Source organism: Brevibacillus sp. MCWH (assembly GCF_013096935.1).
GTDB lineage: Bacteria > Bacillota > Bacilli > Brevibacillales > Brevibacillaceae > Brevibacillus > Brevibacillus aydinogluensis.
The window spans coordinates 99533-120675 of the sequence record NZ_SDLF01000002.1; the positions used below are offsets into that span (position 1 = coordinate 99533).

The 21143-nt window shown below is 58.2% G+C and carries 22 protein-coding genes and 1 other RNA gene; 7 read left to right on the plus strand and 16 right to left on the minus strand.

Translation table 11 applies throughout. The annotated features are described in order from the left end of the window. Window positions 1-33: 33 nt before the first annotated feature. Window positions 34-228: non-coding RNA, 6S RNA (gene ssrS, locus ETC00_RS02045), on the minus strand. 217 nt (window positions 229-445) lie between these two features. Between ssrS and ETC00_RS02050 the strand changes: the two genes are divergently transcribed. After that, on the plus strand, window positions 446-853 hold the full coding sequence (locus ETC00_RS02050) for a Gmad2 immunoglobulin-like domain-containing protein (RefSeq protein ID WP_171564299.1): 408 nt from the start codon (window positions 446-448) through the stop codon (window positions 851-853). Window positions 854-1244: 391 nt separating this feature from the next. On the opposite strand, the gene ETC00_RS02055 is transcribed toward ETC00_RS02050, so the two are convergent. From ETC00_RS02055 to ETC00_RS02075, 5 genes are all read right to left on the minus strand, one after another. Beyond that, window positions 1245-2015 (minus strand): enoyl-CoA hydratase/isomerase family protein, encoded by a 771-nt coding sequence (locus ETC00_RS02055; protein WP_171564300.1) that lies wholly within the window; start codon window positions 2013-2015, stop codon window positions 1245-1247. Window positions 2016-2033: 18 nt separating this feature from the next. Then, window positions 2034-3200 carry a CaiB/BaiF CoA transferase family protein gene (locus tag ETC00_RS02060; RefSeq protein ID WP_171564301.1) on the minus strand — a complete coding sequence of 389 codons (1167 nt, stop codon included), beginning with the start codon at window positions 3198-3200 and terminating at the stop codon, window positions 2034-2036. Window positions 3201-3323: 123 nt separating this feature from the next. After that, window positions 3324-3677, minus strand: a complete 354-nt coding sequence (locus ETC00_RS02065; protein WP_171564302.1) for a DUF4870 domain-containing protein — start codon at window positions 3675-3677, stop codon at window positions 3324-3326. Between the two features lie 118 nt (window positions 3678-3795). After that, window positions 3796-3996 carry a hypothetical protein gene (locus ETC00_RS02070; protein WP_171564303.1) on the minus strand — a complete coding sequence of 67 codons (201 nt, stop codon included), beginning with the start codon at window positions 3994-3996 and terminating at the stop codon, window positions 3796-3798. A gap of 109 nt (window positions 3997-4105) precedes the next feature. Continuing rightward, complete coding sequence (locus tag ETC00_RS02075) at window positions 4106-5050, minus strand: GntR family transcriptional regulator (RefSeq protein ID WP_171564304.1); 945 nt, start codon at window positions 5048-5050, stop codon at window positions 4106-4108. A gap of 139 nt (window positions 5051-5189) precedes the next feature. On the opposite strand from ETC00_RS02075, the gene ETC00_RS02080 reads away from it, so the two are divergent. After that, window positions 5190-5360 (plus strand): YjzC family protein, encoded by a 171-nt coding sequence (locus tag ETC00_RS02080; protein WP_171564507.1) that lies wholly within the window; start codon window positions 5190-5192, stop codon window positions 5358-5360. A 105-nt stretch (window positions 5361-5465) separates the two neighbouring features. Here the strand turns inward: ETC00_RS02080 and ETC00_RS02085 are convergent, their stop codons facing one another. Further along, window positions 5466-5699, minus strand: a complete 234-nt coding sequence (locus ETC00_RS02085) for a hypothetical protein (protein WP_171564305.1) — start codon at window positions 5697-5699, stop codon at window positions 5466-5468. Window positions 5700-5787: 88 nt separating this feature from the next. On the opposite strand from ETC00_RS02085, the gene ETC00_RS02090 reads away from it, so the two are divergent. Continuing rightward, complete coding sequence (locus tag ETC00_RS02090; protein ID WP_171564306.1) at window positions 5788-6324, plus strand: DUF309 domain-containing protein; 537 nt, start codon at window positions 5788-5790, stop codon at window positions 6322-6324. A gap of 15 nt (window positions 6325-6339) precedes the next feature. Here the strand turns inward: ETC00_RS02090 and ETC00_RS02095 are convergent, their stop codons facing one another. Then, a complete protein-coding gene (locus tag ETC00_RS02095) occupies window positions 6340-7026 on the minus strand; it encodes a CPBP family intramembrane glutamic endopeptidase (protein WP_171564307.1) in 687 nt (228 codons plus the stop codon). Window positions 7027-7196: 170 nt separating this feature from the next. Here ETC00_RS02095 and ETC00_RS02100 point away from each other — a divergent pair, with 170 nt between their 5' ends. Both ETC00_RS02100 and ETC00_RS02105 read left to right on the plus strand, forming a co-directional pair. Further along, window positions 7197-8399 (plus strand): MFS transporter, encoded by a 1203-nt coding sequence (locus tag ETC00_RS02100; RefSeq protein WP_171564308.1) that lies wholly within the window; start codon window positions 7197-7199, stop codon window positions 8397-8399. 93 nt (window positions 8400-8492) lie between these two features. Then, window positions 8493-8972 carry a CcdC family protein gene (locus tag ETC00_RS02105; protein ID WP_171564309.1) on the plus strand — a complete coding sequence of 160 codons (480 nt, stop codon included), beginning with the start codon at window positions 8493-8495 and terminating at the stop codon, window positions 8970-8972. A 139-nt stretch (window positions 8973-9111) separates the two neighbouring features. On the opposite strand, the gene ETC00_RS02110 is transcribed toward ETC00_RS02105, so the two are convergent. From ETC00_RS02110 to ETC00_RS02125, 4 genes are all read right to left on the minus strand, one after another. Further along, window positions 9112-10443 carry an APC family permease gene (locus ETC00_RS02110; RefSeq protein ID WP_171564310.1) on the minus strand — a complete coding sequence of 444 codons (1332 nt, stop codon included), beginning with the start codon at window positions 10441-10443 and terminating at the stop codon, window positions 9112-9114. A gap of 120 nt (window positions 10444-10563) precedes the next feature. Further along, on the minus strand, window positions 10564-11367 hold the full coding sequence (locus ETC00_RS02115) for a VOC family protein (protein ID WP_171564311.1): 804 nt from the start codon (window positions 11365-11367) through the stop codon (window positions 10564-10566). Window positions 11368-11468: 101 nt separating this feature from the next. Further along, window positions 11469-12458: an ornithine cyclodeaminase family protein gene (locus ETC00_RS02120; RefSeq protein ID WP_171564312.1), complete on the minus strand. Its 990-nt coding sequence runs from the start codon at window positions 12456-12458 to the stop codon at window positions 11469-11471. 18 nt (window positions 12459-12476) lie between these two features. Then, entirely contained in the window at window positions 12477-13781 is a 1305-nt protein-coding gene (locus tag ETC00_RS02125) for an MFS transporter (protein WP_171564313.1), read from the minus strand. A 227-nt stretch (window positions 13782-14008) separates the two neighbouring features. Between ETC00_RS02125 and ETC00_RS02130 the strand changes: the two genes are divergently transcribed. Both ETC00_RS02130 and ETC00_RS02135 read left to right on the plus strand, forming a co-directional pair. Further along, the gene (locus ETC00_RS02130; RefSeq protein WP_171564314.1) at window positions 14009-14557 is read left to right on the plus strand and encodes a cysteine hydrolase family protein; all 549 of its coding nucleotides are present in this window, start codon (window positions 14009-14011) and stop codon (window positions 14555-14557) included. Between the two features lie 15 nt (window positions 14558-14572). Beyond that, on the plus strand, window positions 14573-16210 hold the full coding sequence (locus ETC00_RS02135) for a nicotinate phosphoribosyltransferase (RefSeq protein WP_171564315.1): 1638 nt from the start codon (window positions 14573-14575) through the stop codon (window positions 16208-16210). 78 nt (window positions 16211-16288) lie between these two features. Here ETC00_RS02135 and ETC00_RS02140 read toward each other — a convergent pair whose 3' ends face one another. From ETC00_RS02140 to ETC00_RS02155, 4 genes are all read right to left on the minus strand, one after another. Then, complete coding sequence (locus tag ETC00_RS02140; protein WP_171564316.1) at window positions 16289-17905, minus strand: glycerol-3-phosphate dehydrogenase/oxidase; 1617 nt, start codon at window positions 17903-17905, stop codon at window positions 16289-16291. A 168-nt stretch (window positions 17906-18073) separates the two neighbouring features. Further along, window positions 18074-19567, minus strand: coding sequence for a glycerol kinase GlpK (gene glpK, locus ETC00_RS02145; RefSeq protein ID WP_171564317.1), 1494 nt, complete (start codon window positions 19565-19567; stop codon window positions 18074-18076). A gap of 63 nt (window positions 19568-19630) precedes the next feature. Next, window positions 19631-20338, minus strand: coding sequence for an MIP/aquaporin family protein (locus ETC00_RS02150; RefSeq protein ID WP_171564318.1), 708 nt, complete (start codon window positions 20336-20338; stop codon window positions 19631-19633). Between the two features lie 230 nt (window positions 20339-20568). Beyond that, window positions 20569-21117: a glycerol-3-phosphate responsive antiterminator gene (locus tag ETC00_RS02155; protein WP_171564319.1), complete on the minus strand. Its 549-nt coding sequence runs from the start codon at window positions 21115-21117 to the stop codon at window positions 20569-20571. Window positions 21118-21143: the final 26 nt, after the last annotated feature.

The following is a 21143-nucleotide window of genomic DNA, read 5'->3' on the forward strand; positions in this document are numbered from 1 at the left end:
TCTTCTATGTCCAGCTTGTCTTTTTATTTTTAAAAAACCCCCGCTCTGCCGTCCGGCCTCATGTTTCTGTAACCTGCTCTCACACAGGTGGGTGACCCGTCCGCGTTTCTGCCTTCCCATGCGTCCCAGGCCGGGAGGTGGGCCTGACATACGGCGCGAAGTTCTGTCTCCCTAGAAACACTCATAAGGTTAGAAACATTTATGGCCTCACGTACATCGCAGGATCTTTACACTTCTTACTCTACCACAGATGGCTTCCGTTCTCAATGGATATTCTCTCACCTGCAGCATATTTTCCGCTAGACTTGGTTGCGCTGTTCACACGTTCTTGCGGTTGTGTAGCCGGGACCAAAAGATTTCTTGACAAGCTCCGGCTTCAACCGGATAGGAACGGGACAAACAGGCCATGCTACAAAAAAATTTACCCGTTTGGAGGCAACCCGCAATGAAAAAGAACGTGTTTTGTGCGTGGGTGATCGTCTGCTGGCTGGTATGCGTCTCAGCGCTGCCCCCGGCTGCCGGTGCCGCCGGCATTCCGCCAGCGTCAAAGAGCCAACAGGGGTACGGCAACGAAGCGTTCCGCAATGTCACGGTCAGCAAGACCGACATCAGCCAATACGTCGTCAAGGGACAAGCCCGCGTCCTGGAAGGCAATGTCCGCTACGTGGTCACGGACGGGGCTACCACCCTGATCAACAGTTTCGTCTCCGCCAGCCGCGGCGGCCTGTCATGGGGCTCGTATGAACTCAACCTGAACCTGCCCGGCAGCAAGCAGCCGCTTACCTTGATATTGTTTGAAGAAATTGCGCACACGGGTGCCCGTCGGCACGAACTGAAAATTCCGCTTCCCTGACGAAAAAAACGCCGTGGCTTCGGCGTTTCAGTGTGTAGACAAAGTCTGTGGCGCATGGGTGATCGGGCCCGCTCACTCTCTTGACGACCAGCAAAGAAGTAGATCACGTCCGCTCCAAAACGCGACGCGGGCAGGGGGCAAACATCTGGGTATTTCAATGAAGGGAGACTTGTGCCCCCTGTTTTTCCCCGCGTCTGCGCTTTTCCGCTGAGCAGGTCGTCAAAGGAGCTCGCCTGGCCCATCACTCCATGCCCGACTTTATCTCCACCTTCGGTTGATCAATATGCAGGCCTTCCGGCCTGACAATTATGGAAACGTTTCCTTGCGGAATCTCATTGATAACAGAGTACATTTTGTCTTCAGTCTGAAACACCGTGGCTTCGGCGTTATTTCACATGCGCTTCCGTTTGGCCTGTACCAGCGATTCAAAGGCGGGATGCATGATCAACTTAGGCTGCTGCTCCTTCTCCCAGGCCAGCGACTGCTCCAGATTCTTCTCCAGGCAAGCGGTCAAACCCGCTTTGGTGACGGCCAGCGCATGACGGGGCAGCCGGCGAAGGGCACTGATCAACTGCTGCGCCTCCTGCTCGATCTCGGCTGCATCCACGGCCTTGTAGATCAAGCCGATCCGCTCCGCTTCGCTGCCGGAGATTTTTTCACCGAGCAGAGCCAAACGCTTGGCCTGGGCCATGCCAACCAGGCGCGGCAGCAGATAGGTGCCGCCGAAATCCGTGGTCAGGCCGATCTGAACAAACGGCTCCTGCAGCACCGCGTCCCGGGCTGCGATGACAAAGTCAGCATGAAGCGCCAGATTGAGGCCCGCCCCTACTGCCGCCCCTTCGACCAGGGCGATTACCGGTTTGGGCATGTGATGCAGCTGCGTCAAAAACGCGTTGATCACCGTCAGTGACTCGTCCGCCTGGGCGGGGTCACGCAGCGCTCCCAGTATGCTTAAATCGGCCCCCGAGCAGAAGTTGCCACCGGCGCCGCGCAGAAGCACCACTTCGACAGCCGGTTCAGCGGCAGCCCGTGCGATCGCCTCCTGTAGCAGTGAAAACATCTCCAGCGTCAGCGCATTCAGTACCCGCGGCCGATTGAGCGTAATTGTCCAGATGCCCTCCCGCAGGTCGGTTAGGATCGGCATGTCTTGTCCGTGTTCCATCAGTGTCTGCTCCTTTCTTTACAGCATACGCTGCGGGATGACGCCTTCCTGTTCCAAGCGGGTCAATTCGTCATCCGTCAGGTTCAGCTTGGTTTTCAACACGTCACGGGTGTCTTCCCCGCAGCGCGGAGGAGGCGTCATGCCGTCCAGCGGGCGGGATCGTTCCACGCGCACCTGCAGCGTCTCTCCATCGGTTCCGTACGGCAGGGTAAAGGCGACTTCCCGGCTGGCGACATACGCACTGCCGCTCCAGGTGTCCATCTCTTCCACCGCGGTCAGGCAGCAGTCCACTTCACTCCCCAGTTCGCTCCACTCTGCCTGCGTCCGTGATAAAAACAGGGCTTTCATTTCCTCGTAAACGTCCGGGTGGTCAGCGATCAACGCGCCGTGCAGGGTCTCCCAGTCTTCCCGTCCAACCGCCCGGCAGAAGTTGTGCCAGAACTTCTCCTCCAGCGCCGCCAGCGTGACGTACTTGCCATCCGCGCTCTCGTACACCTGGTATGCCAGCATGCCCTTCAGAAATTGGCCCATCGCTCTCGCCTGCCCGTCATGGGCGAGCAGGGCATGCAGTCCCATCCAGGAGGAGAGCACGTCCACTGCAGCGACGTCGAGGTAAGCGCCCTGTCCGTGTCGACATTGCCGAACCAGCGCTGCACAAATTTGCTCGGCTGCGTACAGGCCCACAGCGTAATCGGCGATTGGCACTTCCGGGGGGACCGGCCTGCCTTCGCTGTCGCGAATCGCTGACAGCAGCCCGCTGATCGCCTGGTAGTTGAGGTCGTGGCCGCCCAACTGGTGCATGTCCCCCGTCTGGCCGTATCCGGTAACCGAGCAATACACCAGCGAAGGATGGACAGCAGACAGGCTGTCGTAGTCCAGACCGAGGTGGCGCATCACGCCCGGACGGAAGCTCTCCACCACCACGTCAGCACGGCTGGCCAGGTCAAACGCCAAGGCTCTGCCCGCTTCGGTATGCAGGTTCAGCGCGACGCTCCGCTTGTTGCGATTGGAGCTTAAAAACAACGCCCCCGTCTCTTTGACCCGCGGCCCCAGCGAACGGCCGGGATCTCCCCCGGGATGGGCTTCCACCTTGATCACTTCTGCCCCCAGGTCGGCCAGCCTCATTGTGCAATACGGCCCGGGGAGATGACGTGAAAAATCGACGACCGTGATCCCTGTCAACATGCGGTTTCCACCCCTTTCCACCCTTGTCCATGTTTTGGTATTTCGTGATGGGCGGGCCGCATTCCTTCATTGTCAGAAAAATGCCAACACAAATACAGCCGTTCAAATATCGAACGGCTGTTGTCAGGTGATAAAGCGCAGTGTGAGCGGATAGCGATAGGGTATGCCGTCATTGGCTCTGATCGCCGCCATGATGACGACCACCACCCAAAAGACGAACAGGGCGAACAAGAGCAGGACGCCAACAAACAGAAAAATCAGCAGCGTACTGATCGCCCCGTATATCGTGACACTGATGCCAAAGTTGAGTGCCTCTTTCCCTTGGCTGTCGACAAACGCTCCCTCTTCCCGCTTGAGCAGCCAGACAATCAGCGGCCCCAGCACGTTCCCCAGCGGAATGACAAATCCGGCAAAGGCAGAGAGATGCGCAGCGACCGCCCACATCCGCTCCTGTTTGCCGGGCCGTTCCTGATTCATGCATAGCACCCCCTTGTTTGTTCCTTCACTTTCAAATGTACGGCAGACCTTCCGAAAACTTGCGGAGAGAAAAAAGCGCCTCCCCAAGAGGCGCTTTTTTCCGTAGCTTTTTTCCGTATTAGTAGTAGCTGTCATGGCTGTCATACCAGGACGAGGAACCGTACGAGTCGCATCCTTTTCCGTAGCGCTCTTTCCGATAGTGATAGCAATCGTACTTGTAGACCGGTTTGTAGTAGCATTTTTTCTTGTAGTACTTCTTCTTACAGCATTTTTTGTAGTGGCATTTGTGCCCGTGAGACTTATGGCATCCGCAGCTCATGAGCTCACCCCCTCAGAGTTGGTACAGTTACATGCTATGTCATAGGGGTGGCATTGGCATGGTACACTTGTCTAAACTGTACAGAAATAAACGGATAACCATGCGGGCATTACTGCGTGACAATCTTCCGCAGTTCGTTGATTCCGTGATGATCGGGGATTTCCTGAAACTCCTTTACCTTGGGCAAGGTTAACAGATGGGGCCGAGTCATGTAACCCGGTTTGGAGATGTAGACCACGTCGCAGTTGGCAATCAGCTCAAACACGTCAGGGTGGTTGGCCTCGATTGTCCGCAGGTCCAGATGCGTGATTCCGGCGTTGTACAAGTCGTCGATCATGCCTTCCGCTCCCCGGATGGTGGCGCAGATCAGGCCCACCTTGGTGTGGCGGGGGTACGCTTCCAGGGCGGGAATGACGATGGTCGGGTCGGGGATGAAATCCAGGCTGACCACCGGAGGCGCTTCCCGCGGGAGCGCCTGCTTTATTTTGAGGGTAACGCTGGGATGGGTGACAATTGCCTTGTACTGCTGCAAAAAGCCGGCGTCCTCTTCCAGCCGCTCCCAAAACTCGTCAAACGTGCGACCTTCCACCATCGCGCTCGGCAGGTGATACTGCACCAGCCGCAGATACTCGGCCAGCTCCAGTTCCGTAAAGCGGAGAAACAGCACGGGGGACTGATTGATCTCCTGCATGACAGCGGACAAGACGCGCGTAAACTCGTCCATCGAATATCCCATTGCCTTTACCTTGTGCAGCGTTTCCTTGGCCAATAGCGCCAGGTGGGCGGGGTTGCGGGTCAACAGGGGGTCGTTTACCACGCTGCTGACGATCGTTCCCCGTCCCTGCCGGGAGTCGACCAATCCCTCCTGCTGCAAGCGCAGGTAGACACTGCGCACCGTGTTGTAGTTCACCTTGAGATGGGCAGCCAATTGCCGTACAGTCGGAAGCTGTGATTGCGGCGGAAGTTCCCCGCTGCGGATGAAGGCGGCAATTTGCTGATACAGTTGTTCGTGGTACGAGATGTTGGAATCTTTTTGCAGAGACAGACGATGCACGATACAACCCCCCGGATCTGTGGTGCTCCTATCGTAAATCAATTCTGAATCTATCGTCAATAGCGGCACAAGGGTTGAGCCAGTCCCTTGGGGAGATACTAAACGGGACACAACATGAGAAGAAAGCGGGGTGACCCAGATGGGCGAGCGCAGCCGTTTTCGTGAAGGCGACAAGTCTCCGAAAAACGCGGTCTACATGGAAATCGGGGAAACCGGCGCCAGCGTGCAGAACCCGATGATCATCGAGCTGGGCAAAGGGGACAAGTTTCCCCCGACCCGCAACAAGAACCGCGTCTGGACGCAAAAGTAACCGCTATCCACGGACAAAGGGAACATGCGGCTCCGCAATGGGCGGAGCCAGTCATTCCCTTTTGCCCGGGCAAAAACCACCCCCGCGAGCAGGGGCGGTCGCGTGTTACTCGTCTTCGTCCTCGGCGTCCTCTTCATCGCCTTTCAGGTAGATGATCGTAACCCCCAGGCTTTCCAGGAGCTGCAGCACTTCCCGGTTCAGCTCCTCGTCCCGCAGCAGGCCCAGGCTCTCCACCAGTTCCAGCTCTTCCAGATCGCCCGATTCGGCATCCTCAATCAATTCGATTACTTCCGTCATATCTCTTTCCTGCAGAATGGAGAGAATTTCCTCTTTGGTCATCTTCTAACCTGCACCTCGTTTTCTGCTTGCGTTTTCCTTTATAATAGTACATGGTTGAATCGGAAAACAAAAGAGCGAGGAGCTTGTCATGTACCCGCACCCCTATCTGGAATACCTGGTCCAGTTCCACGCCGAACGGGACTACTTCGAATGTCACGAAATTTTGGAAGAGTACTGGAAAAGTGAGGCCGGACAGCGCAGCCCCGTCTGGGTCGGGCTGATTCAGATCGCCGTCGGGCTGTACCACCACCGCAGGGGGAATCAGGCCGGCGCCGTCAAAATGATGAACAGCGCCCTGCGCATCCTGGAGCAGCAGCAGGAAGCAATCGGCCGTCTCGGTCTGGAACCCGCCACCCTGCTTCACCTTCTCCACGACGTCGTCACCGAGATGGAGGCGGGCGCTCCGTACCGCAGCATCTCACTGCCGATTGCTGATCCAAACTTGCGCCTGCGCGTGCAACAGATGTGTGCGGAACGGGGATTGCCATGTGATCGGCCAAGCGACATGGCCAACAGGTATCTGCTGCACAAGCACACCTTGCGCGACCGCAGCGCCGTCATCGCCGAGCGGGCCCGCCAGCTCTCGCTTCGGGACCGGCACAAACAAAACGGGCAATCGCGCTAAATCCCGCCGTCACATTCAGCCCATGTACACCCAGAAGACCAATGCGAGAATGATGCCCAAATCGGCCAGCATGTGGCTGAACCACGTGGCGTACACGGCGGGAAACACACCCTTGAGCCACCCCCAGAATACGCCGATGGCCAGCGCCATGAGTGTAATCCACACACCCCACCGCCAGCCGAACAGAACGGTAGCCATGAGCAGATGATACAGGCAAAAAAAGAAGCTGCTGAGCAGTACAGCAGCGAAGCGGGACATGGCAGCCAGCAGCCGCTCCAGGACGAACCCGCGCCAAAACAGCTCTTCCAACAGCGAATTGACGGCTGTCATGTACAGCGAAAACCACCAGAGCGCCTGCCAGGTGAGTCCCCATCGTTCCAGCACGGCGCGGATCTCTTCCGGCTGCACCCCGGAGGCGAAAAGCAGCCGAATCCCGGCGAGAATTCCCGTCAACATGAACGCTCCCGCAGCTAGCCCCCAGACCGTCCCCTGCTTGTCAAAGGGGAGCCACGCACGCCGCCAACTGTCGGGCAATCCCCCTTCCCACCATCCGTGCAGCAGGGGAATGCCGAGGCAGACCAGCAGGTGAAATGAGACGAACGTGACAGCCAGACTCTCCCTTTCCACCAATCCGTAATAAACAGCCAACGTTGCGATAAAGCCGTAGGCGATCAACAGCAATAGCGAGCGTTTCCGCTTCATAAAAATTCTCCTTGCTCCCCAATCCAATCTGATGCCCTTAGCTTCCCCCCAGTGCCGGCAAGCCATACCCAACTGAAACCAACAGAGTCATATACAAACCAGTGGGCAGGTGGTATACTGTTTGAATCGGATTGATAAAATGATTTTGATTAAAACGGAGAGTGGCTGCCATGTTGTGGCGAAATCGTACGTTTCTCCTGTTAATGATCGGGGAAGTGATCACCGGATCGGGGCTGTGGATTTCCATAATCGCCAATCTGCAGTTCATGCAGCATCTGATCCCGTCTGACGCGCTCAAAGGGCTGATCCTGATGAGCGGCCTGGTGGTAAGCATCCTGCTGGCACCCAAGGCAGGCGTCGTCATCGACCGCTCCGACAAGCGTCGGATCATGCTGGTGTCCAGCCTGGTTCGCTGTCTGAGTCCCATCTGCATGTTTCCTGCCATCGCCCACGACTCGCTCGGGTGGATGGTCGTTTCCCTGATCATCATGCAGGCGTCCGCCGCCTTTTACTTCCCTACCCTGCAGGCATCGCTGCCCGCGATCCTGCCGTCGTCGGAACTGCTCAAGGCGAACAGCGTCTATCTGAACATTTCCACGCTGTCCCGCATCGGCGGAACCGCGATCGGCGGTGTCCTCGTCGCCTCGATGGATCTTCGGATGCTCTACGCGCTGTCCGTTGTTGCCTACATCATCGTGACGCTGTTGACCTTGCTGCTGCGAATTCCGCCAATCGCCTCCCACAAACAGCAGGAGAAGGTGGAGTTTCGTGAAGTGCTGACGATCACCAAAAAGGATCCGGTCCTGCTCGTCGGGCTGGTGAACATGGGGTTGATCACGCTGTTCCTCGGCGGCATCAACTTGCTGGTGCTTAACTTCAGCGAAATCCAGCAGGCGCCCGAAATGATGGGCTGGATCTACGGGGTGGAGGGGACCGGCATTCTGGTGGGCGGACTGCTGGCCAAGCGCTGGATCGGCGGACGCAACCTGATCGTCGTATCCGCTGCCCTCTTGTTTTCGTTTGCCCTGGCCCAATACGGAATGTCATTCGCGGAAAACCGGATCATGGTGCTGGCCTCGTTTGCACTGTTCGGCATGACCGTCGCCTTTTTCTTCCCGGTCACCACGACTGTGTTTCAGCGACGGCTGGAGGAGCATCAGCAGGGGCGTTTCTTCTCTTTCCGCAACATGCTGGATCGCGGCGTTTTCCTGATCGCCCTGGGTACGACCGGCGTCTGCCTCGACCTTATGGGAATCTCCGGCTACATGCTGGTGATCGCCACCGCCACCCTGCTGACGGGCGTGGTCACGCTGTCCTACAGCATCAAAAACAAGCTGGACGTTCGAGAGACAGATAAACCGGCGGCGGCGTAGGGCTTCTTTAAGAAAAGACAGCGAATCGCTTTCCCCTTTTTCTGCAAAAAGGTGTACACTAGAGATATCATGGGCCAAGGAGGGACTACTTTCATGCAGATTTTATCGTCCACAGCCCTGGGCATGCTGCTGCCACTGCTTATGGCGACAGTGGTGATCGTCCTGCGCATGCGCGGGTCCAGAAAGCCGGTGTCCGTGCGGCGCATCATCCTGCCGCCCCTGTTCATGTCTACCGGTTTTGCGATGTTTCACTTTCCGGAAACGGCCACGCCGCTCATCTATGACGTGATCGCCTTTTTCATCGGGATGATTTTTTCCATCCCGTTGATCCTCACATCCCGCTTCGAAATCGTCGGCCAGGACGTCTATCTGAAACGGTCCCGAGCCTTTTTCGGCATCCTCGTCGTCCTGGTGATAATCCGCTTTGCCATGAAACTGTGGGTAAACGATTCGCTGACGATCATGCAAACAGCGGGACTGTTCTTCGTCCTCGCCTACGGCATGATCGTTCCGTGGCGACTGGCGATGCTGTACATGTACCGCCAATTGGTCAAAAAGACAGTGAGAACCTGACAACGATGAGCAGAACCTCTGACGCCGAGGTCACTGCTCTTTTTTTGCCCTCGTTTTCCCAAAAAAAAACCCTCCAATCGGTCGATTCCAACCGTTTGGAGGGAAGGAGCGCTTTCGGTTTGTCAGGCTAATGGTTGGCTCATCGGCTCGCATCGGCGGACTTCATTTTTCGCTGCCCGCGCCAGAAAAACGGAAGACCCAAGAGCGTAATGGCAATGGCCGCCAGCGTATTCACCGGATTGGTGAGCAGCGTGCTCGCAAGGATATAGAGCGAACCGGCGATGGCGAACAGCGGCACGAACGGATAGAGCGGCACGCTGTAAGCGCGTGTCTGTCCCCCTTGACGTCTGCGCAGGATGAACAGGGCGACGAAGGCCAAAATGTAAAACAGGTAGACGGAGAAAATGGCCAGCTCGGACAAGTGGTCGGGATTGCTCACCACCATCATGATCACAGCGATCAGTGCTTGTGAGAAAATGGCGGCTACCGGTGTGCCGTAGGCGGTATGGATGCGGGAGAGCCAGCGGGAGCCAGGAAGCTGGCCGCGCTCTGCCATGGCGAACGGCACACGGGGAAACGCCAGGATTTTGCCGTTGAGGCAGCCAAAGATGGAGACGAGAATCCCGACGCTGATCAGCCTGCCGCCCCATTCGCCAAACAAGTGCGACGCTGCTGCACCTGCGGCGTTTTCCCCCAAGCGCACAATCTCGGATGCGGGCATCAGATGGAGCAGAGCCGCATTGACCGACAGATACGCCAGTGTCACCACGAGCAGACCGCCGATGATGGCACGCGGCAGCACTTTGGCGGGGTTCTTCATCTCTCCGGCCATGAAGCCGACCAACATCCAGCCGTCGTAGGCCCACAGCGTAGCCAACACGGCCGCCCCAAAGCTGATCTCGGCGGCCACGCCGCTGTCGGCCCCCCAAATCTGTCCGTTTCCTTTCCACATACCAAACACGGCGATCAGCGCGATTGGCACCAGCTTGCCGAAGGTGGCTGCCGTTTGGACGAAGCCCCCGTACCGGGTTCCCAGGCTGTTGACCACGGCCAGCAGGAGCACCGTACCGACCGCGATCGGCAGTTTCCATGCACCGTCCCAGCCAAACAGGTGGACGAGCAGCGAACCAAAATACAAGCCAAGTGCGCCGATTACCGCCGGGCCGTAGATGACTGACTGCACCCATCCAGCGAGAAAGCCCCACACCTTTCCGTACACTTCTTCCAGATAGACGTACAGCCCCCCTGTCTTGGGGATTTGCGTGCCCACCTCGGCGATGGTCAACCCGCTCGCCAGCGTGATCAGTCCTCCCACGATCCACGCCCACAGTGCCAGCGTGGAGTCACCGGCGTATTCAATCACCTTGCCCGGCTTCATGAATATGCCCGAGCCGATGACAGTCCCGATCACCAACGATGTAGCCAACGTCAACCCCACTTCTTTTTGCAGCGTACGTTGCTGTACCTCCACGTTGTTCCCCCTATCTGACCGACAAATTACTTAACAATCTACACACATAATAACATGAACGTACGTGATTTCTTGTTTTTTCAATTTTACTAAAAAAGAAAAAGAGCCGCTTGGGCTCTTTCACCACTCATACCATCCGCCGTACAGTTCGTGGTGCATCGCTTGGCCTCGACCGGCAAAGCGGACCACAAACGGCATCTCTCCGCGGGTCAGCAGCGCGTCACGGGCCAATCCCTCCCCCAACGGCTGGCACAGCACGACACCCCCGCCGAAAAACGGCAAAGTCCGGCAGCGGGCGTTCAGCGCTTCATCGACAAATGCGTCCGCGGCCTGCAGGCCAAACCACCGCTGCCAGCGTTCCGCCGCTTCGTCCGCGTCGTGCGCCGCCACGCAGACGCTCGTGAGGGCATGCGCTCCATTGGGATGCGAAGCTATCACACCACGGCGGGTGAGATCGTCCCGCCGCTCGTCGTCGCTCTGTTCCCACTGGATCAGAAACGGCATACGCCCCCTCTCCTCCGGCGGCTCCGCAAACAACATCTGCCAGCGGATCACCGTGCCGTCGTCCCGCATCCTGCTGCCCGGCAGCGGACCGATTACGTTCATCCCGCGCTCGTGAAAATGCTCCGCCCAACGTGTAATTTCGCGCGTCCGCAGGGCAATTTGCCCCATGCCCTCGCCCACTGCCGCGTCCTTCACCAACTGCCGGACCAGGGGATTGTCAGACCGCTCAGCCACCTGCGGGTACTCCACAGCGAGAAATTCCACATAGGCAAGATCGAAGTAGATGAGGCTGTTGCAAGTCCCCCAGGCCTCGTGCCGGCCGCCCGCCAGCGCGTGAAATCCTTTGGTTTGCATGTGCTCCGCCGCCTCGATGGGTGGGCGGCGAAGAAAGTGTACCAGATGATCAAACGCAAGTTCCATGTACTCCCGCCTTTCCGATATCGTTTCCGCACATCCAGCAGCGTGAATATGCGCGCGCAGCGTGCTGCCCGGACGCACACCTCCGTGCCGGCGGATTGCTCCTACAGCGTCACGGTCGTACCTGCTCCCAGACGCTTTGCCTTTTCGTAGACGGCGCAAGCCACCATCGTATCCAGGAAGGCAATCCCCACCGATTTGTACAGGGTGATTTCCTCGTCTGTCTCCCGCCCCGGTTTTTGGCCGGTGATCAGTTCACCGATTTCGCCATACAGCCGGTCGATCGACCACTCCCCCTGCTGAATCGGCTTGATCAGATCGCCCGCTTCGTGCAGGGCCCCTTCCTTGGTGTCCACCACCACTTTCCTGCAGCGGTTCAACGTAACCGCGTCAAATTCCTGCATGTGCGGCTGATAGGCGCCGATCGCGTTGATGTGGGTACCGGGGCGCAGGATGCTGCCGTCAAACAGCAGCTCGGTCGCCTTGGTGCTCAACACCACGATGTCGGCGGCAGACACGGCTGCGTCAGCGTCGTCGACACTTGTGATGCTTCCCTTCCACTCCGGGTAGAGCGCGTATATCCGGTCGGCGAGCTGCTCCGCGCGTGCCCGCGTCCGGTTGTACAGCCAAAACCGCTCGATCGGGCGCACCGCCATGATCGCCTGCACCTGCCCCAGCGCCTGGGCACCGCACCCCAACACAGCGCAGCTTCGGGCATCCGGGCGCGCCAGCAGCCTGGTCGCCACACCGCTGCTCGCGCCGGTACGCAGAACAGTCAGCCAGGTGGCATCCATCAGCGCCACATGCCGTCCGCTTTTTGCTTCCGTCAGCAGCGTGACCCCCTGCAGGGACGGCAGCCCTTTTTCCACATTTTGCGGAAAGATGCTGACCACTTTCACCGCCGTGTATTCGATCGCCTCCACGAACGACGGCATGTACAGCGTCACCGCTCCCCGCTTTTCGTGGGCGATCGCGGTACGAACCGGTGTGACCGTGCCGCCCGCCGCCTCGTGCCGAAACGCCATTTCCACGTCCCGCAGGCATTCTTCCATCGTGTACAGCTCGCGTATCTCTTCCTGGGACAGTACCAGCATGACCATTCCTCCATTTTCTTACTTGTCCGCTCCCAAGTCTGCTGCTTTCGTCTCCTTCGCTGCTCCGATGGCGACGAGCGAAATCAACCCGGTCAAGATGATGTACAAAGCGACCGGTACCCACGAGTTGGCAAACACGTCAAGCAGCCAAGTAGCAATCAGCGGAGCGGTCCCGCCAGCGATGGCTGCCCCTATCTGATAGCCGAGGGACACACCGGTGTAGCGCACCTCTGTCCTGAAAATCTCGGAAAACAGCGTTCCCAGAACAGCCGTCACCGGCGCCCAGAGGATGCCCAGTCCGATCACCGTGGCCGCCGTCAGCCAAAACGCCGACTTGAGCGAAAGCAGATAAAAGTATGGAAACGCAAACAGCATGATCGCCACGGTGCCGCCGATGTAGAGCGGTTTGCGTCCGGCCCTATCCGACCATTTGCCCATAAACGGAATCGCGATGGTGGCCACCAGCGTGGCGATCGTCACCGCGTTCAGCGCCGTCACCTGGTCGTAGTCGAGGTACTTCGTCGCGTAGGCGATCACAAACGTTGAGAAAATGTAGAACGGTCCGGTCTCCACCACTTTGGCCCCAATGGCGATCAGAACGGACTTCCAGTGGTAGCGGAGCGTGTCCGCCAGCGGCACTTTGGCAATGCTGCCGCTTTGCTGCGCGGCACGAAACGCAGGCGTCTCGTCGATGCCGCTGCGAATCCACAGGCCGAGGAAGACGAGCACGGCACTGAGGACAAACGGCACCCGCCAGCCCCACGCCAGGAACTGTTCTTCCGGCAGCAGGCTCATGAGCGACATGGATAACGTGCCGAGCAGCATGCCGATGGTCACGCCCATCTGGGGAATGCTGCCGTAGAAGCCGCGTTGGTCGTTTCGTGCGTATTCTACAGCCAGGAGCAGGGCGCCGCCCCACTCGCCGCCAATCCCCAGCCCCTGCACCAGACGAAGGATGAACAGCAGGATCGGGGCCCACACGCCAATCGTGTCGTATCCAGGCAAAAGGCCGATCAGGACCGTCGCCGTCCCCATCAGCGAAAGCGTCAACACCAGCGTCTTTTTTCGTCCGACCTTGTCGCCGATATGACTGAAGATGAGGCCTCCCAACGGACGAATGAAAAACGTCAAGGAAAACGACAGGTAGGAGAGCAGCAGTCCCACCACAGGGTCCGTATTGGGGAAAAACAGCTTGCCAAATGCCAGTGATGCTACCGTCCCGTAGAGAAAGTAGTCAAACCACTCGATGGAGCTGCCGATCAGACTGGCGACCAACGCTTTGGTGCCCGTCTTCGGCGATACAGCCGTTTGCGCCATCTGCATCCTCCCTTTCCTCAAAGACAAATAGTGAATGTACCCCGAATGGTAACGCCCTATTGGCTGAATCGTCAATATTTTCACATAAAATACATGCCTGCATGGCGTCATATTGACGTGGGTATGTTTACCAGGTAAGATGAAGCCAACTTCCGTAACGACAGTCACGACTTGGCATCGTTATGGCCGGCTGGCAAACGCCGCGGTCTATTGATTCTTTCGGGGGGATAGCGATGAACGCCTTGATAGTGATTGACTATACGAACGATTTCGTGGCAGCCGACGGAGCGCTGACCTGCGGGGAACCGGCCCAGCGGATCGAACAGCGGATCGCGGAGCTGACCGAGCAGTTCGTGCGCGACGGCCACTACGTCGTCATGGCGGTGGACGCCCACCAGAAGGACGACCCGTACCACCCGGAAACGCCGCTGTATCCTCCGCACAACATCATCGGCACCGAGGGGCGACGGCTGTACGGAAAGGTGCAGGACGTGTACGAACGGCATGCCGGACGCATTACCTGGATGGACAAAACCCGCTACAGCGCATTTCAGGGGACCGATCTCGCCCTGCAGCTGCACGCTCGGGGCATTCGCGAAATCCACCTTACCGGCGTCTGCACGGACATCTGCGTGCTGCACACGGCGATCGACGGCTTTTACCGCGGGTTTACGGTCGTGATTCACGCCGATGCCGTCGCCAGCTTTAACCCGGCCGGTCACGAATGGGCCTTGAACCACTTCAAAAATCAGCTCGGCCTCCAGGTTTTGGCCGATTTGTGATAAGGAGACGCCTAGATGACACCCTACAAGACGCTTTTTGACGTAATTGACCCGAAAATCTACCGCTTTGTCCACATTTGCCAAACGTGCGGCCAGCCCAATTTCCGCACGACCGATCAACCGCAGAAATGCGCGGCTTGCGATGAGACCCGGTCGTTTGAAGTGCTGCCCTACTACGATCCGTCCCGGGATTACGCCCTCGACGCGGACGAGTACGCGCTCAGCATGATGTACGCGCTGTACAAGAAAGGGCTGCACAAAACCGAAGTGGTATTTGACGACTTTTACCGCAAGGCACCCTTCGTCAAACCGACAGGGGATTACCAGGGCGAGCTGGGCGGGTACGTGGCATTCGGCGGCTTGGAGCAGTTGATTGACATTCTCCAAAACCTGTACTTCAACGAATCGGACATCGCCTACCTGCGCTCCAAAAACCTGTACGACGAGGACTTTCTCGAAGAGCTGCGAAACCTGCGCTTCACCGGCCATCTGGATGCCATGGAAGAAGGCCAGATCGTCTTCCCCAACACCCCCTACATCCGGATCATCGCCCCCGTGATCGAATGCATCTGGATTGAAGCGCAGCTGCTGAATACCATCAACAGCGAGTCGCTGCTGATGACCAAAGGGGCCCGCATCATCACGGCGACGGACGGGCAGACCGTGATCGAAATGGGCAAACGCCGCGCCCAGGGGCGGGACGCTTCCGTCCAGGGGGCACGAGCCGCCTACATCGCCGGCTTTCACTTTACGTCCAATCTGAAAGCAGGCAAAAAGTACGGCGTGCCCACAACGGGAACGCACGCCCACCTGTTCGTCCAGTTTTTCCCCAGCGAGCTGGACGCGTTTCTCGCCTTTGCCGAGGTCTTTCCGGCGAAGTCAATCCTGTTGGTCGACACCTTTGACGTGCTGGGTAGCGGCATCCCCAACGCGATCAAGACGGCCAAGATCATGGAAGAACACGGACACAGGCTGAACGGCATCCGGCTTGACAGCGGCGATTTGGCCTACCTGTCCAAGCGGGCACGGGAGATGCTGGACAACGCCGGCCTGTCGTACGTAAAAATTGCCGCTTCCAGCGACCTGGACGAGTACACGATCGCTTCGCTCAAGCTGCAGGGGGCCAAAATCGACGTGTGGGGCATCGGCACGAAGTTCATTACAGCCTATGACAGCCCCGCCCTTGGCGGTGTGCACAAGATCGTCGCCCGCAAAACCGAGCGGGAATGGATCGCGCTGATCAAAATCTCGGAGAACCTGGACAAAATCATCAACCCCGGGCTGAAAAAAGTGTACCGCCTCTACGATCGAAACGGCATGGCCAAAGGCGATTACATCTGTCTGCAGGAAGAGACGCTGGACAACCTTACCGAAATCGTTCTGAAGCACCCGACCAATCCGCTCAAAAGCAAGCGGGTCGTCGACTTTACGGCAGTGGAATTGCTTCGCCCCATTTTCCGAAACGGTCAGCTTGTCTATCAGAAGCCCACGTTGGACGAGATAAGGGACTTCCACCGCAAGCAGAAAAGCACGTTCTGGGAAGAATACCTCCGCCTCGACAACCCGGAAGTATACCCTGTCGCCCTGTCCGACCGCTTGCGGGCGTTGAAGGACAAGCTGATTCACGACAAGCGGCGCCATTCACTGACGTAACTGACAACAAAAACACCCCCTCCGAATCATCTGCCGGAGGGGGAGCATGACCATTTAACTTGGCGCCTCGCCCGCCTGTCAGGGCGTCATGTCGTGGATCTGCTGCTCCAGTTCGCGGCGGTACGCGTCCGCCTGTTCCGCACTCCAGTTTCCGTACTGCTTCATGAAGGACAGGATCGGCTCTTTCCAGCGCTTCGCCCACGCGATGTCAAACAGCAGACTGCTCGTGCGGCGAAGCAAAAAGTCCCCCGGTGTCACTGCCATCTCCTCTTCCAGCGCGTACACCAGGGACGTGAACACTTCCAGCGACATCTGGTGCCGCTTTGCTTCCTGCCCGCGCTCGCGGATAATCGCAAACAGGCGGTCTATATTGCTGCCATAGCGGCGAACGAGCCGTTCCGCCTCCTCACGACTGAGGCCTGCCGCCATCCCTTCCTCTGTTTTCCTTGCGACAAAGGATGCAAAACCTGCGGAGCCGCCCACCTTGCCGCCGGACAGCGCAATCCGGTCCGTCGTGCACCCTGCCTGTACGCCCAGTTCCTGTGCGACGATGTTGACCACCTTTTCCGCCATCTTGCGGTAGCCGGTCAGTTTGCCGCCGGCAATGGTGATCAGACCGCTCGGGGAACGAAACACTTCGTCTTTGCGGGAGATTTCCGAAGCCGACTTGCCTTCCTCGTAAATCAGCGGCCGTATCCCAGCCCAGCTCGCCTCGATGTCCTCCGCCCGGATGCCCACCTCCGGGAACATGTAATGGATGGCCGAAAGCAGGTAATCGCGGTCTTCCACCGTCATCACCGGATGGGCCAGATCGCCGTCGTAGGGGGTGTCGGTCGTGCCCACGTAGGTTTTCCCCGCGCGCGGAATGGCAAACGCCATGCGGCCGTCCGGCGTGTCAAAATAGACGGCCTGACGCAGCGGAAACCGCGCCTGGTCAAAGACGATGTGCACCCCTTTGGTGTGAAAGAGCCGCTTGCCCTGCAGGGAACCGTCTTTTTCGCGCAATTCATCCACCCACGGACCGGCAGCGTTAACCACTTTTTTTGCGCGGATGGCAAACGTCTCCCCGCTGATCCGATCGACGGCCTGCACGCCAACGACCTTGCCGTTTTCGTACAGGAACGACTCCGCCTTCACGTAGTTGACCGGCAGCGCCCCGCGGGCCGCCGCCTCTTTGATCACTTCCAGCGTCAGCCGGGCGTCGTCCGTCTTGTACTCCACGTAGTAACCGCCCGCTTTCAGCTTTTCCTTGCGCAGGAGCGGCTCCATCTTGAGCGTCTCCTCCCGGCTGAGCATCCGCCGCCGTTCGCTCCGTTTCACTCCTGCCAGCCAGTCGTACAGGTACAGGCCGACAGATGTGGCCAGCCGTCCGTACGTGCCGCCTTCGATCAGCGGCAGCAGCATCCACTCCGGCTGGGTGACGTGCGGCGCGTTTTCGTAGACGATCGCCCGCTCTTTGCCCACTTCGGAGACGAGGCGAAACTCCAGCTGCTTCAGGTAGCGCAGCCCGCCGTGAACCAGTTTGGTGGAGCGGGAACTGGTCCCCGCGGCGAAATCCTGCATCTCAAACAGCCCTGTTTGAATCCCCCTCGCCTGGGCGTCCAGCGCAATCCCCGCTCCGGTGATACCGCCGCCGATCACCAGCAGGTCTACCTCTGTCGATTTGAGTTGCGCCAGGTGCTCCGCTCGTTTCATCACGCATCACTCCCTGTTTTACTTTATCGATGGGTCAACCCGAACAGTCCGGAAAAAACACAAACGACCACCAATCCCTCCTTGCCTGCAAAGAAGGATCAGTGGTCGACTCCGTATCTCAGACCATCCGTATGAACTTATCGCGTACAGTATACCACATGCGGCCGATTATTTGAAGGCCATCGCAGCCCGCACGGCTTTTTTCCAGCCGTCGTACAGTTCGTTGCGCTTCTCCTCGCTCATTTTCACGTCAAAGACGCCGTCGACGTGCCAGTTGGCGGCAATCTCCTGCCTGTCTTTCCAGAAGCCTACCGCCAACCCGGCCAGATAGGCTGCTCCCAGAGCGGTCGTCTCGTTTACCTGCGGACGTTCCACTGGCACGCCCAATACGTCGCTTTGGAACTGCATCAGGAAGTCGTTTTTCACCGCGCCGCCGTCCACGCGCAGCTTTTTCAAATTGATGCCGGAGTCGGCCTCCATTGCGGTGAGCACGTCTTTCGTCTGGTAGGCCAGCGATTCCAGCGTGGCACGGATGAAGTGCTCCTTGCTGGTCCCCCGCGTCAGGCCGAAGACGGCGCCGCGCACGTCACTGTCCCAATACGGCGTGCCCAGGCCGACGAACGCCGGCACCACGTAGACCCCTTCGGTCGATTCCACACGGCTGGCGTACGTTTCGCTGTCGGCTGCCGACTTCAGCATGCGCAGGCCGTCGCGCAGCCACTGGATGGCGGAACCGGCGACAAAAATGCTTCCTTCCAGCGCATATTCCACTTTGCCGTCGATCCCCCAGGCAATCGTGGTCAGCAGGCCGTGTTCGGAACGCACCGGTCTCTCCCCGGTGTTCATCAGCATGAAGCAGCCGGTGCCGTAGGTGTTTTTCGCCATGCCTTCCTCAAAGCATGCCTGGCCGAACAAGGCCGCCTGCTGATCTCCCGCCGCGCCGGAGATGGGCGCCTCCACGCCGAAAAAGAGATCTTTGTCGGTATGCGCGTAGATTTCCGAGCTGGAACGCACTTCAGGCAGCATCGCTTTCGGCACGGTGAGGTGCGCCAGCAGTTCGTCGTCCCAGCGCAGGTCGTAAATGTTGTACATCAGCGTGCGGGACGCATTGGTGTAGTCAGTCACATGCGCCTTGCCGCCAGAGAGCTTCCAGATCAGCCAGGAATCGATGGTGCCAAACAAGAGATCGCCGCGTTCTGCCTTGGCGCGTGCCCCTTCCACGTTGTCAAGGATCCACTTGACCTTGGTGCCGGAAAAGTAGGCGTCGATCAACAGGCCGGTCCGTTCGCGGAACAGGTCGTTCAGCCCTTTCGCCTTCAACTCTTCGCAAATATCGGCCGTCTGGCGGGACTGCCAGACGATCGCGTTGTAGACCGGCAGACCGGTGTGTCTGTCCCAGACGACAGTCGTCTCCCGCTGGTTGGTAATGCCGATCGCGGCCACTTCCTGGGCGCTGATGTTGTGGTTGGCCAGCACTTCGCCGATCACGCCGACGACGGACGACCAGATCTCCATGGCATCGTGCTCCACCCAGCCCGGCCGGGGAAAAATCTGCGTAAACTCCCTCTGGGCTACTCCCACCATGTGTCCTGCCCGGTTGAACAAAATGGCACGGGAACTGGTCGTGCCCTGGTCAATGGCCAAAACATACATCTTTTCCATCCGTCACATATCCCCCTTTATCGTTTCCCGATCATCTCTGCCTCAATCAGCTTGGGCCGACCGCTATCCGAACAAGGCCTTGAAGACGAGCGCTCCCGCCGTCCCGCCGACGATCGGCCCCACGACCGGAATCCAGGCGTAGCCCCAGTCAGATGTGCCTTTGCCCGGGATCGGCAGAACAAAGTGGGCGAGACGAGGCCCCAGATCGCGCGCCGGATTGATCGCGTAGCCGGTGGTCCCGCCGAGCGACATGCCGATGGCGACGATAAAAAAGCCGACGATCAGCGGATTGAGCCCTTCGGTAAACGTGTTGCTGCCGATAGCCAGCAGGCCAAACACAAGGAAAAACGTGCCCAGTCCTTCGCTGAGAATATTCGCAAATGTGTGTCGAATCGCCGGAGCTGTGCAGAATACTGCCAGCTTGGCCGCCGGGTCAGCAGTTTCTCTCCAGTGCGGCAGGTAGTACAGGTAGACAAAGATTGCTCCCAAAAACGCCCCGGCCATCTGGGCCAAAATGTACCCGGGCACGAGCTCCCAGGCAAACGAGCCAATTGACGCAAACGCAATGGTAATGGCCGGATTAAAATGGCCGCCGCTGATGGCCCCGACCGCGTATACGGCAAAGGCGACAGCAAACCCCCAGCCCAGGGTAATCACGATCCACCCGCTGTCTTTTGCCTTTGACTTGTTCAGCACGACTCCCGCCACGACGCCGTCCCCGAGAATCACCAGCATCATGGTCCCGATCAGTTCCGCCCAATACGCCGACATCTTGTTCCTCCATTCTCTTTTTTTAATATTTATGACGAGTCTGGACCGGTTTTCCCTCTTTTGCTGTTCACCTCCACTGGAAGAAAACAGAAAATCCACCTATTTATCCACGGTTTAAGTCCACAGGAACTTAAACACAGGGAATATATAGGTGGATCTCCTGATCTCATCCGACATATGAACTTCTGTAATCAATCTTATGCGGTCGTGAAAGCGTTGTCAATCATTTTTTACAGCTGTTTCCACAAGTTTCGATCGGAGGTGGTGACGGCGATGGCTCCTGCCGCCAGAGCGCTCTCGATCTCCTCCCGGGTGCGGATAAACCCGCCTACGATGATCGGAATTTGAATCTGTTCGCGAATTTCCGTAATAATGTGCGGCATGACCCCCGGAAGGACTTCGACGAAATCGGGTTTTGTCTGCTCAAGGATTTTGTAGCTCGTCTCCAGCGCGCCGGAGTCCAGCAGAAACAGGCGCTGCACCGTGACCAAGCCCTTCTTTTTGGCGGTCGTGATCACCTGCGAACGGGTGGAAATGACGCCGGCCGGCTTGATCTCCTGACAAAGAAACAGTGCGCCGTGCTCGTCGTTTTTCAATCCCTGCACCAGATCGGCATGCAGCCACAGCTTTTTTCCGTGCCGGCGTGCCAGGTCGGCGATGCTTTTCAGTTGGCAGATATGGCTCTCCAGCAAAATGATCGTCTCGTACCGGCTTTCCAGGACGCGTTCAAATTCTTTCATTTGGCGAATGGCCGGCAAGATGGTTTGCGAACCCAGCATGACTTGTCCTCATCCCCTTGAAGAAG

Coding starts and splice junctions, on each gene's coding strand:
- ETC00_RS02050 (WP_171564299.1), top strand. CDS start 446: ATGAAAAAGAACGTGTTTTGTGCGTGGGTGATCGTCTGCTGGCTGGTA.
- ETC00_RS02055 (WP_171564300.1), bottom strand. CDS start 2,015: ATGGAACACGGACAAGACATGCCGATCCTAACCGACCTGCGGGAGGGC.
- ETC00_RS02060 (WP_171564301.1), bottom strand. CDS start 3,200: ATGTTGACAGGGATCACGGTCGTCGATTTTTCACGTCATCTCCCCGGG.
- ETC00_RS02065 (WP_171564302.1), bottom strand. CDS start 3,677: ATGAATCAGGAACGGCCCGGCAAACAGGAGCGGATGTGGGCGGTCGCT.
- ETC00_RS02070 (WP_171564303.1), bottom strand. CDS start 3,996: ATGAGCTGCGGATGCCATAAGTCTCACGGGCACAAATGCCACTACAAA.
- ETC00_RS02080 (WP_171564507.1), top strand. CDS start 5,190: ATGGGCGAGCGCAGCCGTTTTCGTGAAGGCGACAAGTCTCCGAAAAAC.
- ETC00_RS02085 (WP_171564305.1), bottom strand. CDS start 5,699: ATGACCAAAGAGGAAATTCTCTCCATTCTGCAGGAAAGAGATATGACG.
- ETC00_RS02090 (WP_171564306.1), top strand. CDS start 5,788: ATGTACCCGCACCCCTATCTGGAATACCTGGTCCAGTTCCACGCCGAA.
- ETC00_RS02095 (WP_171564307.1), bottom strand. CDS start 7,026: ATGAAGCGGAAACGCTCGCTATTGCTGTTGATCGCCTACGGCTTTATC.
- ETC00_RS02100 (WP_171564308.1), top strand. CDS start 7,197: ATGTTGTGGCGAAATCGTACGTTTCTCCTGTTAATGATCGGGGAAGTG.
- ETC00_RS02105 (WP_171564309.1), top strand. CDS start 8,493: ATGCAGATTTTATCGTCCACAGCCCTGGGCATGCTGCTGCCACTGCTT.
- ETC00_RS02115 (WP_171564311.1), bottom strand. CDS start 11,367: ATGGAACTTGCGTTTGATCATCTGGTACACTTTCTTCGCCGCCCACCC.
- ETC00_RS02120 (WP_171564312.1), bottom strand. CDS start 12,458: ATGCTGGTACTGTCCCAGGAAGAGATACGCGAGCTGTACACGATGGAA.
- ETC00_RS02125 (WP_171564313.1), bottom strand. CDS start 13,781: ATGCAGATGGCGCAAACGGCTGTATCGCCGAAGACGGGCACCAAAGCG.
- ETC00_RS02130 (WP_171564314.1), top strand. CDS start 14,009: ATGAACGCCTTGATAGTGATTGACTATACGAACGATTTCGTGGCAGCC.
- ETC00_RS02135 (WP_171564315.1), top strand. CDS start 14,573: ATGACACCCTACAAGACGCTTTTTGACGTAATTGACCCGAAAATCTAC.
- ETC00_RS02140 (WP_171564316.1), bottom strand. CDS start 17,905: ATGAAACGAGCGGAGCACCTGGCGCAACTCAAATCGACAGAGGTAGAC.
- glpK (WP_171564317.1), bottom strand. CDS start 19,567: ATGGAAAAGATGTATGTTTTGGCCATTGACCAGGGCACGACCAGTTCC.
- ETC00_RS02150 (WP_171564318.1), bottom strand. CDS start 20,338: ATGTCGGCGTATTGGGCGGAACTGATCGGGACCATGATGCTGGTGATT.
- ETC00_RS02155 (WP_171564319.1), bottom strand. CDS start 21,117: ATGCTGGGTTCGCAAACCATCTTGCCGGCCATTCGCCAAATGAAAGAA.